Origin of the sequence: Vibrio sinensis, from assembly GCF_003605645.1 — a bacterium.
GTDB lineage: Bacteria > Pseudomonadota > Gammaproteobacteria > Enterobacterales > Vibrionaceae > Vibrio > Vibrio sinensis.
In genome coordinates this window covers 811,597-826,929 of record NZ_QVMU01000001.1, presented here as the reverse complement: position 1 = coordinate 826,929, position 15,333 = coordinate 811,597, and the positions used below count along the sequence as shown (strand labels likewise).

General features: G+C 41.6%; 11 protein-coding genes, 1 tRNA gene and 1 pseudogene. 7 read left to right on the top strand and 6 right to left on the bottom strand.

The genetic code is table 11. The features are described 5' to 3' along the window. Positions 1-226: 226 nt before the first annotated feature. On the bottom strand, positions 227-913 hold the full coding sequence (locus DZ860_RS03430) for a GntR family transcriptional regulator (RefSeq protein ID WP_120029552.1): 687 nt from the start codon (positions 911-913) through the stop codon (positions 227-229). Between the two features lie 251 nt (positions 914-1,164). On the opposite strand from DZ860_RS03430, the gene DZ860_RS03425 reads away from it, so the two are divergent. Next, complete coding sequence (locus DZ860_RS03425) at positions 1,165-3,456, top strand: pyruvate formate lyase family protein (protein WP_120029487.1); 2,292 nt, start codon at positions 1,165-1,167, stop codon at positions 3,454-3,456. A gap of 58 nt (positions 3,457-3,514) precedes the next feature. After that, positions 3,515-4,453, top strand: a complete 939-nt coding sequence (locus tag DZ860_RS03420) for a glycyl-radical enzyme activating protein (protein ID WP_120029486.1) — start codon at positions 3,515-3,517, stop codon at positions 4,451-4,453. Between the two features lie 129 nt (positions 4,454-4,582). Here DZ860_RS03420 and DZ860_RS03415 read toward each other — a convergent pair whose 3' ends face one another. From DZ860_RS03415 to DZ860_RS03405, 3 genes are all read right to left on the bottom strand, one after another. Beyond that, positions 4,583-4,768, bottom strand: coding sequence for a hypothetical protein (locus tag DZ860_RS03415; RefSeq protein ID WP_120029485.1), 186 nt, complete (start codon positions 4,766-4,768; stop codon positions 4,583-4,585). Between the two features lie 41 nt (positions 4,769-4,809). Further along, positions 4,810-7,167 carry a fatty acid cis/trans isomerase gene (locus tag DZ860_RS03410; RefSeq protein WP_120029484.1) on the bottom strand — a complete coding sequence of 786 codons (2,358 nt, stop codon included), beginning with the start codon at positions 7,165-7,167 and terminating at the stop codon, positions 4,810-4,812. A gap of 313 nt (positions 7,168-7,480) precedes the next feature. Continuing rightward, the gene (locus DZ860_RS03405; RefSeq protein ID WP_120029483.1) at positions 7,481-8,713 is read right to left on the bottom strand and encodes an L-lactate MFS transporter; all 1,233 of its coding nucleotides are present in this window, start codon (positions 8,711-8,713) and stop codon (positions 7,481-7,483) included. Between the two features lie 419 nt (positions 8,714-9,132). Here DZ860_RS03405 and DZ860_RS03400 point away from each other — a divergent pair, with 419 nt between their 5' ends. Then, positions 9,133-9,672, top strand: a complete 540-nt coding sequence (locus DZ860_RS03400; protein WP_120029482.1) for a DUF3332 domain-containing protein — start codon at positions 9,133-9,135, stop codon at positions 9,670-9,672. A gap of 390 nt (positions 9,673-10,062) precedes the next feature. Further along, positions 10,063-10,137, top strand: a tRNA-Gly gene (locus DZ860_RS03395). Positions 10,138-10,288: 151 nt separating this feature from the next. Here DZ860_RS03395 and DZ860_RS03390 read toward each other — a convergent pair. Further along, positions 10,289-11,251, bottom strand: coding sequence for an integron integrase (locus tag DZ860_RS03390; protein WP_120029481.1), 963 nt, complete (start codon positions 11,249-11,251; stop codon positions 10,289-10,291). Positions 11,252-11,517: 266 nt separating this feature from the next. On the opposite strand from DZ860_RS03390, the gene DZ860_RS03385 reads away from it, so the two are divergent. Both DZ860_RS03385 and DZ860_RS03380 read left to right on the top strand, forming a co-directional pair. Beyond that, positions 11,518-11,925 carry a nuclear transport factor 2 family protein gene (locus DZ860_RS03385; RefSeq protein ID WP_207890584.1) on the top strand — a complete coding sequence of 136 codons (408 nt, stop codon included), beginning with the start codon at positions 11,518-11,520 and terminating at the stop codon, positions 11,923-11,925. Positions 11,926-12,652: 727 nt separating this feature from the next. Next, positions 12,653-13,015, top strand: coding sequence for a GNAT family N-acetyltransferase (locus tag DZ860_RS03380; protein WP_165862837.1), 363 nt, complete (start codon positions 12,653-12,655; stop codon positions 13,013-13,015). A 433-nt stretch (positions 13,016-13,448) separates the two neighbouring features. Here DZ860_RS03380 and DZ860_RS03375 read toward each other — a convergent pair. Beyond that, positions 13,449-14,603: pseudogene (locus DZ860_RS03375) on the bottom strand (IS110 family RNA-guided transposase). 170 nt (positions 14,604-14,773) lie between these two features. Here DZ860_RS03375 and DZ860_RS03370 point away from each other — a divergent pair. Then, positions 14,774-15,280 carry a DUF6933 domain-containing protein gene (locus DZ860_RS03370; protein ID WP_120029478.1) on the top strand — a complete coding sequence of 169 codons (507 nt, stop codon included), beginning with the start codon at positions 14,774-14,776 and terminating at the stop codon, positions 15,278-15,280. The last annotated feature ends 53 nt before the right edge of the window (positions 15,281-15,333 follow it).

Genomic DNA, 15,333 nt, shown 5'->3' with positions numbered 1-15,333 from the left:
GCATAATGTTAATAACGCATCGATTAAACAAAGTTGATCTAAATCATTAATATAGTGCCACAGCTCTATGTCTGTGGTAATTCGTGAGCTGAGTATCGAAAGTGGGGATATAGATTGTGCGTGAATTCACATTTTAATTTGTTATGTCAAATGTTGAGGTGTGGTTGCGGCTTGATAATAAATTAAGACCGCAACTTTGTTTTATATGAACTGGGGATAGCCGCGCTTAGCGAATGGAAACGGAAGTTAATTCGTTTGAAACAAGTGTTTCTATGGTTATCTGAGCTAAGACGGAGTGGAGTAGATATACGTGATGTTGAATAGATAGGCATAAGTGATTCGGTTCAACACGTAGTAAAAAAGCCTCTTTCTCAGATAGGGATTTAGCTGAAATAGTTTTCGCATCATAACTAATGTTATATCCAGCTTCATGTTCAATGAAGTGAAGCACTGAATGCTCACAGTGGTTTTCTGCGAAATTAGGAAACAGTTTAACTGGCATCCAAGTTTCTTCTAGGATGGTAGGTTCACCATTGATTATGCGCATTCTTTTGAAATAAAAGAGTTTTTCAGATTCAGATAGGCGAAATTTCTCGGCAAGATTTGGCGTAGCTTCGACAGTGCTGAACTCTAAAACGATGTTCTTTAAATCCGTATCTTTGTTGATGCGTTCAGAGATACTGGTCAGATTATTGTCTTGGTAGAATTCAGGTGGATTAACAAACACGCCTGAACCTTGCCTAGAGTGGAGGAAAGATTCCTGTTTTAATTTCTCTATGGCTTTGCGCAAAGTAGGACGACTAACTTCAAATTGGGATGACAGCGCATGCTCGCCCTCTAACTGAGACCAGGCTGCGTAATGCCCATTGATAATATTGGCTTTAATTGCTTGATAGACTTCGATGTATTTCATTTGGACTGCTGCAATTTCAATTTTAGATGAGCTATCGATCTGAGCTGTTAACACATATTAAAATGTTAATACATCAGATACGAGCGGAATACAGCGATTCTAACAGAAAATATGTTATTCAAACAAAGCTATAAGCAATAAATCACGATGCATGATCCAGTTCATGTTTTTGTGGAATCTTGAATATTTGTATTTACATATTTTATGTGTGGTTTTATCGTGTTGGGAGAAAGACTAATAGGAGCTTTGCCATGTCATCCAAAATTGAGAACAATCCGAGTCAAGTTGATGTCAATAAAAAAATCCCATGTGAGAAACCGTTGCAAATGCAATTGGGTATCATGGAGGCTTATACGCAAGCTCATCGTAGTGAGGCCGATGTGTATCAACGAGAGGTTGCCTGTTTAGGTCAACTATATCCGGTGTTGTTCCGACAAATGGAAGCAGAAGACATTATCGTTGGTCGCTTAGACGCACTTCCAATCGGTTTTGGCTGTGTGACATCAGTGGGGGGCGTAGGACATTACTGTAATTTTGATAAACTTGAGCAAATCAAAGAGGCATTACCTAGTAAAGAGCATGCCCGTATTGATGCTTTGTTAGAGTATTGGAAAGAACACGACACACGAACAATCTACTTTAGTCAAACTCTGACAGAAACAACTCTAGGTAAATTCGTAGACGTGAATTTTCCTGCAATAGCAACAGCACGTCTTAGTGGTATGTACTTAGATTACAACAAATTGGTTGATCTGGGTATTTCAGGGATGCGTAGACTGATTTGTGAAAAATTGAACTGTGTTGAATTGGTCAATGATGATAAAGCGATATCGTTACATCGAGCATTTCTTGGTAGTTTAGATATTTTAGAGAACGTCATTGATTTTCATATTTCTCAATGCAGCAAAGAGTTGTCATCAACGACTGACTTAACACGAAAACATCAGATGAATGATTTAATTGATGCTCTGAGTGTCGTACGTTCTGAAAAACCACAAACCTTTCTACAAGGTATCCAACTGACTTGGCTATATAGTTTATGTTCAGGTGTAGTGAATTTTGGACGTATGGATGACTATCTTGGTGACCTTTTAGTTGCTGACTTGCATGCTAAGCACATTACTGAGCGCCAAGCGATTAACTATATACGATCGCATTATCGATTGATTGAGGCGAGAAAAACGACGGTAAATGGCCGTGTTATCGTTGGTGGGCTAGGCCGCCGAAATCCAACTAACGCCGATGTTTATTGTAAGTTGGCGATACAAGCTGTTCGTGAAAATAAAGATACAGAACCACAGTTTACTCTACGTGTTTATAAAGATATGGATCAGGGGGTTTACCAAGATGCCCTTGATGCTATCGGTGAGGGGCTCACGTATCCCATCCTTTATAATGATGACGTCAACGTCCCTGCTGTCATGAACTCTATGCAAGTCTCTCAAGAAGATGCAGAGCAATATGTTCCGTTTGGTTGTGGTGAGTTTGTTTTGTCTGGAAGAGGCGTCGGAACGCCAAATACTTGTATCAATATCCTTAAGATTCTAAATATCGCACTAACTGGTGGTATTGATTTTTGGGATGGCCAAAATAAAACTGGTGGGACCCAGTTACTTCAGCCATCGCAAGTAACCTGTTTTGATGACGTAATGTCGAATTATAAAGATCTGTTGGACTACTACATTGAGTTGACATCAACAGCGCAGGCATTCTCTTATCAAGTGATGAATCAACAGGTCGGCTTTTTGTTTACGAGTATGCTGACAGATGACTGTATTGGACGCAGTAAAGCGCTGTTAGATGGCGGTGTATATAAGCTTGGTGGTACCAATGAAACGTATGGCAACACTAACGCATATGATTCATTAGCCGCGATAAAGAAAGTTATTTTTGACGATAAAAAGTACAGCTATACAGAGTTAATAGAGGCGCTACGAGTTAACTTTGTAGGTCATGAACGTTTACAGTACGACCTGATTTGTGCCCCGAAATTTGGTAACGACGATACTTATGTCGATGATATTGCGGTCGAAATGCATGAATACGTTTGTAATGGGATCAAAGACTCAGCGGTTAAGGTCGGGATGGATAGTTACCTTGTCGTCATTATTAACAACCAAGTTAATACTGAGTGGGGACGTGCAACTAGTGCTTCCGCAGATGGACGACTACGTGGTGTCTACATGAGTAACGCAAACAATCCGCAAAGTGGAGCAGATAAAAATGGTCCAACTGCGATGTTGAATTCGTTGGTGAAGCTAAAGGCAGATGTTCACGCAGGTTCTGTGCAGAATATAAAATTCAGTAAAACAATGTTCCATAATAAGCGCATGATTGTTGAAACTTTAATTGACGGTTACTTCGAACAAGGCGGGCCACAATTGATGGTTAGTATTGTTGGTAAAGGTGAACTCGAAGATGCATATCATAACCCTGAAAAATACCCCAACCTTGTTGTGCGTGTTGGCGGATTTAGTGCCAAATTTGTCAATTTGGATAAAGATGTTCAACTTGAAGTATTAAGTCGAACTCTTAACGATTAGTTGTTTAAGGTGGTTCTAGAGTTCACTGGGACCGCCTCTTTTCATATAGGTAAGTTTGATGATGTATGAAATGATGACCTCGAATGCCAACAATATAAAGGGCATTGTATTTGATATACAGAAGTTCAGTGTGAATGATGGCCCTGGCATACGTACAACAGTGTTCTTAAAGGGATGCCAAATGAAATGTGTTTGGTGTCATAATCCTGAATCTTTAAGCACAAAGCCGCAATTAGGTTTTAATCAGGATAAATGCATCGGATGTCGCTCATGCGAGCGTGTATGTCCTAATGGCGTTCATCGATTCGATGAACAAGGGAAGCACAGCGTTGCGTTTGAAGATTGTGTCGCATGTGGGCTTTGTGTCGATGTATGTATGAATGATGCCCTAAAAATCTATGGCATAAGCATGAGCGTAGATCATGTATTTGCCGAAATTATCAAAGATAAAGTCTATTTTGATAAATCAGGTGGTGGCGTTACGCTTTCAGGTGGCGAAGCTTTAAAGCAATTTGACTTCTCTCTCGCGCTCGCAAAAAAATGTAAGCAGCATGGTATTCATGTTTGTATTGAAACTAATGGTGCATCGAAAACCGAATATTATGAAGAAATAGCACCATTCGTTGATCTGTTTTTGTTTGATTACAAAGCCACGGGGGATCAACTTCATAAAACACTAACTGGCATGAATCGACGTTTGGTGGATTTAAATCTAAAACGTCTAGATGACATTAATGCTGCGGTTATTTTAAGATGCCCAGTAATACCAGGGTACAACGGATCTGATGAACACTTTAAAGCTATAGCTGAAGTGTCGAAATCGATGGCAAACATACGTAAGGTTGAATTACTTCCTTATCATAATCTTGGTAAAGGTAAGGCAACAGAAGTAGGGCGTGATTATACTGTAAATACCACCGTTCCTACGGATGATCAGGTCAATAGTTGGCTAGCCAAACTGAAACGTTATGGTGTAGTGCAAGTGGCACTTGGTTAATGCTAATTTTTAAATGTTAGTCGATGATTATTTAGTTATAAAATAAGAAAGCCTCCAATCTCTAGGAGGCTTTAATGTCGTGATATAAAGGCTAAATCAAGGGCGAGTCATACTCGGTCTATTGGATGATTACCAATCATTATCTTGATATAGCTTTCCTTCAGGTGCATAAGGATCATCATCAAAAGGGTGCTCTGCTTTACCGCGTAACATTTCTAGCTGATGTTCCAGCATGTTCACCGTATCGTAGTCCCCTTCTGAACAAGCGACATAGATCTCCTGTTCGATTGCTTTAATGTTGTCTTTGATACTCATACCTACCTCCCTGCGCATCGTGTGCGCTTGGTTGTACGGTTCTACCTATTCTCAAATCTATTGTAGTCAAGTAATCCAAATTCGATCGGTTGATTTTGTTGATACCAGCGATGAACTTGATCGCTAAATGGCCAAAAATCAGCGCTACTACGGCGAATAGCGAATTCATCCAACAGCTTAACGTAATCTTGTTCGGTTTCGATTTGGTTCAACATTTTTACTAACAGTGGAATTTGATTCTCTTGTAAGGATAGATACGCAGCAGGGTAACTTCCGATCACTCCTTTTACCAACGTTAGTGTGTCGTCTTTTGGATCGCGGTTACTTTCCTCGTCGAATAGGCTAGAGATGTTGGTGTGGGCGTTGTTATGTAGCAAAGTGAATAACTGCTGATCACCTTGGTCGCTTTGTATCATCAACATCATTATTTGGGGCACATGCACCAGTCCTGCACCTTGAATGTTCGCGACAGCTTGGAGTTGTTGTTCATTGGCTTGGGTAAAGCCAGTGCCGACAATATTAAAACGGTCGTTCAGAACGGGCTTTAGCTCGCTTTTGAGTAATTGGTACAATTCTGCCTTCGGATTATTCGTGTGGTAAGGAACTTGAGTTGGTTGATCGAACGGCTGGACATTTCGTTGAAGAAAACTGCTAAGCTGAGGGCTTTGATGCTCATACCAGCTTGATTGTTCAACGTGGCGCACATTACGGGGAAGTAGGGCAACAAAATTACTCTCACCTTCGAGACGCAAAAAATCCATAAACATGCGTGTCATTAATTGATGGCCAAAGTTACCGTATACGTCAAAGCCTGCAACCAAAAGATAATGAATACGCTCTAACAAGGCATAATCCAAAACCCATGCTGTTTTTGGTGGTTCTCCAACTAGCCCTTGTACAACAGATGCGCTGTCAAAGTGACGAAATACGGTCAACGCTGCGTTCGGGTTTGTACCATTGCCATCCCAGATGATATCTGTCGTGAGATGGCGACCATCTTTAAACCATTGGTTAATAAAATCAGATTTTGCGGTTAAGTAACGAGCTTGTTGGCGTGAGAAAGCGACCCAATTACCGATAGGGAGGGTGTTACTCTCAAGTTCCCCTGGGAGCTTTAAGTTAGCTTCTTGGGATTGATAGAAAGCATTAACCGCAGGGATATCAGACTTGTCAGGGTCAATAAAGAACACCCAAAAATGGTCGTTGATGACATTCAACGCCAATTGGCCACGACACACAGGGCCTTTAATAAAGGCATTAATGGTGTTTTGTGCATCTTCAAGCATGAACTTAAAGCGCGACTTCACCGGCATATCTGTGAATGCTGTCATTGGGTTTGCAGCAACATCAGCTTCATAACTTGGTAATTGGGTGACGGTATAGTCTGCATCAAAAAACCATTGCTTCCAATCTTGCATGCGCTTTTGATTGAGCGCGTAAGGCATATGAGTTTTATCAACAATCGTTCCTTGCTCTGGAATGATTCGATAATAAACTCTCGCTACCTGCGGATCGTCATAGGGTCTGCGCGTCGCAATGCGTTGTACGGGTTCACCGGGAGGGGTTGCTGAACGCACCAGTGTGAAAAACCGTGGCTTTGCCTCTGAGAGATCAGAAAAATAGAGGTGAGAAAGATAAAGGTGCTCATAAATATAGCGAGCGGCTAATTGGTTCTTTAATGCATCCAGATTGAGCGCTCGCTCATATTGGGCGACGAGTGCTTGCTGTTCAGAAGAAAGAGGGATGTGCTCATTCATGGCCGCCCCATTTTCTAACCACTGCATCAGAGTTGAATACTCTACTGGAGTAAGGTTTGGCATGCCATAAGGCATTCCCCATGTCGGATTGTCATGTTGGTATTGCTCATACTCTTCGATCGTCGGACATGTTTCTGCTCGGTCGATGGAAAAATCGAACCCCTCTAACTGAACTTGATTAGGCAAAGGATGCTGTTCTTTCTGCATTAGCATACGTGCGATAAGTCCGGCTTGAGTATTAGCAACGGGATTTTGAACACGTTCGTTCAACACCGGATGAAATCCAAACTCTCGCCATTGCTGTGTCGTTTGGGCATCTTCAAATAAACGAGTGGGCTTGCTGGCCGTCAAACGAGTCCCTTGATAGACCTTCTCTTTAGTCGCGCCACGATCAATCCCTTCAACTGAAGAGAGTTTCAGTTGGCAAGGCGCATCATAGCAGGCATGACAAACCACACAGCGATTATCAATAATAGGTTTGACATCCGCCATAAAGAAATCGCTATCAGGGCTGCTTAGAGACACGGTTCTATTTTGAACTTGGCTTGGGCCGAACAGTTGATCGTAATTGAATCCGGCGTAGGTCGCACAGCCACCAATAATGGCGAGAGTAAGAAAGATAACAAAAGGGCGTAAATTCATAAGATGTTGTAAGTTATTCGAATTTATTTATTAGTATACCTAATTGTTGTCAAAATGCAGGAAAAGAGCGCAATAGAGAATTCTGTTAGTGGAAATATAGGAGAGGAATACTGGGGGTTTGGGTTGCTTGTAAAAAGAAATCTGCTGTAGATAATCAGACTCCAACCCTTATTTTTGTGACAATGTCACATTTTGTTTTTTTAAACATAATCCTTAGCAACCAAGTTCAGTTTAAAGTTTAAGATCTTGGTAAACAAATAAAGAAGGGGCTTAATCTAAAGATTAAGCCCCTTCTTCTAATTCAGATATCGAATTATGCGGTAGCTTGCGCTTCTTCTGTAGCTGCTACTTTCACAGGTTTTGTGAAGAAAGCAAGGAAGATACACACACCCATCATCGCAGCTGAGATAGTGTAAGCTAGGTTGTAACCACCGCCGTTAGTCATTGAGTAACCAACGATAGCCGCACCGATCGCGCCGCCGATACCCCAAGATGTGTATAGTACACCGTAGTTTGTACCGTAGTTTTTCAGGCCGTAGTATTCAGCTGTAATTGATGGGAATACAGCTAGTAGCGTACCGTAACCAACTGCCGCAACAGCTGTACCGATAATTAGCGTGAATTCAGAATCAAATGTCGCGAACAACACCATGTTGATGCCTTGCAAAATGAACGCAAGTAGTAGAGTGCGGATACCACCAATCTTGTCAGATAGGATACCTGCAGCCACACGACCACCAGAGTTAAAGATAGCAAGAAGTGAAGCAAGGTAAACCGCGTTAGGTAGGTTTGCTTGAACACTAGCGATGTTGGTGATGTTACCAATGATCATTAGACCAACAGAAGCTGCGAATGCATACATAACCCACAGAGAGTAGAACTGTGGTGTTTTTAGCATTACTTTCCAGCTGATGTCGTTTGACTTCTTAACAGCTTTAGGTGCTTCGCCTTCTTTCGTTTTTGGTTCTTCAGGTGTGTAACCTGCTGGTGGGTTATTGATTGTGCACGCTAGTGGAACAGCAATAACAAGAACACCGGCACCAAGAATCATAAACGCAGTCTCGATGCCTACGTTTGTAATTAGCATAGACGTCAAAGGTGCTAGGTAAATAGCTGCAAGGCCGAAACCTGCCGCGATAAGACCGTTAACCATACCTTTCTTAGAAGAGTGGAACCATTTCATTGCTGATGGTGCTAGACACGCATAGCCGAAACCGATACCAGCACCAGTGATTACACCAAAAGTGATGTTTAGAATCATTGGAGACTCTACAAAGCCAGATGCAATCAAACCTAGGCCAGTAAGAACAGTACCTAAAATAAGGATTTTACGTGGACCCATGCGGTCTTGAAGAATACCAGCAACAAGTAGACAGATAGAGAAAGTGATAGTTGCTGTTGCGTATGGTGCAGATGCTTCTGCAGCACTCCAACCTTGTGTCACTAACGCTTTATTAAACACACTCCAAGCATACAGGATGCCAAGACAAAGGTTGATACAGAATCCTGCCAACAGGATGCTTTTTGCTTTATCAATCTTGCTCATTTCTTTTCTCATTTGTCCTCAAAAAGAGGATGGGTTAACAGACTAAATCTTAAAAATAAGTTTGCGTTTATCAACATAAATCGCAATGGGCGCGGATTATAACCAATAAATATGTGATTGGAATCTCTTTTTTCCAAAAATAAACAAATTAATTGGTGATGTTATGAAATTGATGGAACCGAATGAATAGATTGATGGTGATTAAAGATAAAGAGGGCGGTTGTTGCGATGGTGTAAAAAATAGAAGGGCAAACCGTTTGCACAAATGTTGTACATTTATTTTGCCTTAACCGACTAATAGTCTGAAAATAAACAATAAAATAAAGTAAGTAATTTTTGTGTCAATTAAGTCAATTTCTGCTTTGAAAAAGTGACCGACGCAGGTAGCATCCTGCGACTTTTATTTTTTGGTAGTAAATATGAAACTTAAAGCACTTAAAACAGCGGTTGTAGTTGGCCTTGGTATTTCTTCACTAACAGGTTGTATGGGCCAAATGGCAACAACAGGTCTAGTATCTAAGTTCAACCTAGAAATCGTAGATAACCGTTACGCACGTGAGGGTATGTTCCTTCTTTTATCTCCTGTATACGGCCTTACAGGTACGGTGGATCTATTCATTTTCAACGCAATTGAATTCTGGACTGGTACTAACCCAATTTCTGGTAAGTCTCCTGCTGTTGTTGATATGCCAACTAAAAACTACATCAAAGTAAATGGTCAGCTTGATCCAGCACTGAAAAACGTACCTCTATCAAGCAATGTTGAAATCGACAACGCGACAATGATGCAGATTGATGAAAACACCATGCAAATGGACATTTCTTACATCGACGGTACAACTAAGCAACTACGTGGCGTAAAAGGGGAGAACGATGTAGCGTTCTACGTAAACGATCAGTACGTTACAACTGTTTCTAACCAAGAGTTAGAGCAGTACGTACAAGCAGCAAATATCTAATTTATTGCTTTCGTAATAGAATATTGTCCCTCGATGAAAATCGGGGGATTTTTTTATCTCTGCAATATACCTGTCGTCAATACAACCGTCATACTTGAAGTTGTGGCTGCATTGCCTACGTTCGTTCGTCCTATCACGTAGTTCTCCTTACTCAGCGAACTTACTCACTAACCCGCAACCATTTTTCTACGTTACGTGGCGATACCCTGTTTTGCTATTCCCGTTTTGCTATTGATGGAGTTTTCTGGTGATTTAAAAATAACCACTCAGAGCTAATAAGCTTTTAAATTGATCGATTTGTTTAAATTCCAAGCATTTGAATCACTTAATCGAAAAAAACGCTTTTCATTTTTCAAAATTGTGGCATATTAGCTGGGTCTTCAAGACATAGCGTACTTCGTATAATGGCTATTACCTCAGCCTTCCAAGCTGATGATGCGGGTTCGATTCCCGCAGTACGCTCCAATCTCTCTTGAAGCTTCCCACAACACCAAGTTATTGAAAAGAAAGCGCTTAACGGCGTGTTTTTTCGTATCTGTCATTTAGCCAGCTACTTAAGTTATCAGCATTTGAGCGGTAAACCGTTGAGCCAACTCGATATTAATCATGCTAACAATTAAATCCTCGACAGTGGACTTGTTACTCCTTGTGCACCATTTTGTAAGATATGCGTATAAATCTGTGTGGTCTTAACATCTGAGTGACCGAGTTGTGATTGTACAGTGCGAATGTCGGCTCCAGATTGAAGCAAGTGTGTCGCGAATGAGTGCCTTAATGTGTGTGGCGTTACATGTTTATTGATTTTGGCGAGCTCGGTCGTTTTTCTTACGGCCCTTTGGACTTGTTTTTCATCAATATGGTGTCTGCGCAGTAAACCGCTTTCAGGATCGGTGCTTAAGTTTTGCGATGGGAATAGGTATTGCCAAGGTAGAGTTTGTGCTTGTGACCGATACTTGTCTCTGAGCCTATTTGGCATCCAAACACCGGAAAAGTTTGGATTGTTGTTATCAAGGCTCAGCACATAACTCACATGATTAATTTGGGCTCGTAGCGCATGGAATAGTTCGGGCGCAAGTGTGACTATGCGGTTCTTTCCTCCTTTACCGTCGACTATATTGATGCAATGGTAATCAAAGTTAATGTCTTTGACGCGCAAGCGCATGGTTTCCATGAGCCGTAATTCGCTGCCATACATTAATGCGCAAGCGAGGTAGTGTTTAGGTGAACAGTGATCTAAAAAACGCTTTATCTCACTGTGTGTTAATACTTCGGGCAGCTTTTGTTTTTTCTGACTCGAAACAAAATTAAGCGTTTGCGATAATGGTTGCTTAACGATTTCTTTATAGAGAAATACCAAGGAATTAAGAGCTAGTGATTGAGTGTTTGCTGCCACATTCTTTTCATTAACAAGATGGTTGAGAAATGCCTCAACTTCTGTGTCACCCATAGTGGATGGATGACGCATGTGATGAAATCGTATGTATGCTGATATCCAGTAAAGGTATGTTTCTATCGTTCGTTTGGCATAACGCTTGAGATACATTTTCTCTTGTATCATCTTTAGGAATGGAGATTTCATGTTTATTAATGGCCTACTTAATACTGTAAATATATCCAGTTTAATTTATTCTGACGTATAATGTGTATCAAAGGCGTTTTGGTGTTTTACATCTTAACTGTTTTGAGAGAAGCATTATAAAAGCTATGAAAACAAGATGTTGCTCACTAAAGTGAAAAATGAATAGAATATTATGAGACATTGTGGTGGATTTAATTGCACCATTTTGGTGTCTATTACAATGTTAGGTTTCATATCAAATTCATCACTTACAAGGAATGTATCAAGTGATCACCAAAAATAGAATTGTAGAAATTTTCTCATATCTGGAGAACGGTAGACCAGAAGACTTTTTCGCACATGTCAGCGATGACGTTAAGTGGGAAGTAACCGGCAGCCATCCACTTGCTGGAGTCTATTATACAAAACAGTCATTTATCGATGGGACTATAGCAAGATTAAACGAAGTCTTGGAATCAAAGTTAGCACTTAAAGTTCTCAACTGTTTTACTGATGGTAATGAAGCGGCGGTTGAACTGGTTGCTGACTCATATACAAAAACGCAAGTTCACTTTAATAATCGTTACTGTTGGGTTTGCCAGTTTGAGAATGAGAAAATCATTAACGTTAGAGCATACCTAGACTCAGCTTTAGTGTCTTCGGTGCTTGTTGCCAAATTGAGTACGGGGAAATAATTAAACCTAACAAAGCATTTAAGACGGATTCCCAACGCTTGGCGTTTTCGGCTTACTTCAGTATAAGTGTTTATGTAACAATGGTTTAGTTTTGGTGGCTAGCGTTGCTCACCACTTAATGCGGCGTTATGTTTTACTGAGGTTTCAATGGCTTAAATGCCTTTGAATCGTTCTTTGCCCCTTTAGCCATTCGTTCTGAATAGACTCAGAAAAACACTATTGTCTGCCTAAATTCTTGAATCACTTCACTCGTAAGACATGCCAAGGTTCGCGGGTTGCTTCATTCAAGTTTTCGGGTGGTTTGGTCGTCGAGTTTCTCTGGCTCAAAGTCGCTTTGGGCATATTTCCCAATCAGCCAATAACCTTGGCAGTTGCCTCGGCAAATCGCCATTGTTCTGCGCTGTTGCTGCTAAGAAAGGGCGCTTGTTGAGACTTGGTCGAGTTGCCTCATTAGCAGGGAAGTGGGCTTACTCGTTTTTGGCTTTGGCGCATCTGCCGGTCAAGTGAGCTCGAGCTTGTGACTTGGTTCAGAAATCTAGGTCTGCATCGCAGTTCTTTACCTAGTAAATCAACGAATTGTGCTAAAACATAACAAAGCATTTAAGACGGATTCTCAACGCTTGGCAATTTCAGTTTAGGTCAGCTTCAGTGCTAAAAGTGGCAAGGTTTAAGGTTGGGTGATCGCGTTGTTCACCACTTAATGCGGCGTTATGTGCTTGGAGGAAATATGGAAATGGAGTTAGTCCGAAATACTGAAAATTCATTCAGTTATATCCTCTATGAAAGTGGTTCCAATGTTGGGCGTATTCATGTTTCTTTAACTGGAAATGTCGCAAAAATCGAAGATATCATCGTTGATGAAATTGAATATACTCCTTGGTGGTTTCTTCCTTTTATCAAGTGGACTAAATCATTTCGCGGCAAAGGCTATGGTACAGCCTTGCTCACCCAAGTAATCCAGCATTGTAAATCTATTGGATCTTCGGAAATTATCGGTGAAGTGCATGGAGATGAACAAAAGTTAACTGTTTGGTATCAACGATTTGGTTTCACCGTAAATGAAGATAAAAGTATTTCACTCAGTCTCTAGTACGCACATAACAAAGCGTTTAAGACGGATTCCCAACGCTTGGCATTTTCGGCTTACTTTGGGTTAAGTGTTTATGTCACAATGGTTTAGGTAGGGTGGTTGGCGTTGCTCACCACTTAACGCGGCGTTGATATGACCCCCATTGTCAATTAAAACGTAGAAGTTTCTGCTCCCACATTTCCAGAGCCTTACTTGTAAATCAGTAGTAGTGTTACCGCATAGGTGAAGCAAGTAATGTCGTCGGTTCTCATGCTGATATACGTGGATTACTCACCACTGGTGAGCAGAGCCTACCTTACTTATTCCGTCGTAGCACCTGTCTTCAGTCTATGCTCGTGATTCAATACAGCTTACGCTCTATTGCCGTCCTAACGCCGTCGGTGGTTGTGCCACACCCGATGCTTCATCCTTTGCGATAACACTAATTCGTTGTTCATGCAGGTAGCCTTGCGATGCGCGTTTTGGGATCAACGTCGCTTACGACAACCTCTCTTGCGATAGCCCAGATATAGGCGATCATTTCTCTAGCGATAGCCACGACCACAACATTCCTATGTTTACCTTTTTGAAGCAGTCGTTGGTAACGTCGACATAATCGTTGCTGTGCTTGCCAAGCAATATCAACGATCTCCTTGGGCAGTCCTTCTTGCCGCAGTTGGAGCTCTACAGAGATATTGGCTTTATGCTTGTAGGTATGTGCACCCTCCACCAATAGTCGTCTTGCTCGACTGTTCCCGCACTTGGTTAAGCTGCCTCGTCGAGTTTTGCCGCCACTAGAGCTTTCGGTCGGAACGAGCCCAAGGTAAGCCATCAGCTTTCTGGGATGATCAAACCGCCGTAAATCACCAAGTTCGGCGATGGTGCCGAGAGCGACCAGCAATCGCACGCCTCTCATGGCTTGAACCGCTTTGACCACAGGGTAGTATCGCCAATTTTTTACCTGATGGAGCAGTTCATTATCGAGTCGCTAAAGTCTTTGCATTCGTTCACTGATAGTAATGATCATCTCTTGCAGAACGATTTGTTGGTTATGGTGAGGGAGGATGAGGTCTGTCAGCCACCGTAGATGCTTTTTAGACCGGCTGTCATTCACCGTTGCCTGAACATTATTGCGAAGTAGGAAGCCTTTGAGTTGGAACTTAGCGTCCTTAAGATCTTTCATGGCGGTTTCTCTGGCTCTTGAGAGATCTCGTATGGCTTCATCTTCGGCTTCTGGAACGTAGATTGGTGTGAGCTGTTCAGCCTTGAAGAGTTTGGCAAGCTTAGCGGCATCGCGTTTGTCAGTCTTCACTCGGTCACCAGGCTTTTTGGGGATGAGTGATGGCGCGATAACAAAGCAACAGTGCCCAAGGCTTGTGAGCAGGCGATAAGTCCAGTATCCGCATGGGCCAGCCTCGTAGATAAAATGAAAGGTAGCTTTAGGATATTTTGATTGGAGTTGCTGGGCCAATTTAACCAACGCCGACTTGTTAGATTTAATGCGACCAAGTTGTTGTGGTTGAGCACCACGATGACCTTGCAGAACTGCGACTTGGATAAAGGACTTATGCGTATCTAAGCCAATGAAAATTATGCTATCGTTATTCATGCTAGCCTCCAAATTTAGTTGTTTAGTCACACTAATTATGGCTCTGGCTTTAAGCTAACCCACGATATTGGAGGCTAGCACCTCGTGGGGGTCATTATGTCTATGTTGCAATCAGCTACCAATATGCTCTACTGATGGGTAAGCCCTTATTATTAGTGAGAATTCCAACTATGTATCAATTGCGTTGCACTAAGAAGTCTCAAGATCTACTTGGTTTAAAAGCCCAAGACTTATCCGAAGTTGACAGTGAATCTCATGTTCTGGGGAATTGGTATATGCACACATTCACTCAGGAGCGTCGTAAGTGTCTATTTTTCATGGAAGAAAAGACTCTGATGTCTTTCATTTTGGTTGGCTTTAGGAAATCAGAATCTAAATACTTTCATGAAGCCTTCAAAAGTGGGCTGCTGAACCTTTTAGAGTTAGAAAACGCACCAAGAGAGATCCTAGCTTCGTTTGAAAATGCTCCGGCAGCGATTGGCTTTACAAAAACTGATAGCCGAAAATTAGTTGGGCATATGAATGAAAAGATGTCGTTATTCCAAGATTTTATCCATGCGGAGGGTGGGTTTGAACATTGTGACCTTTCTGAAATTACAGCAACTATCAATAGAATGCCACAGCGTCAATTAGGGTGGGCGTTATCAGTTGAAGCTCTAAATGACCTATTCAACTAGCAACATAACAAAGCGTTCAAGACGGATTCCCAACGCTTGGCATTTTCTGCTCA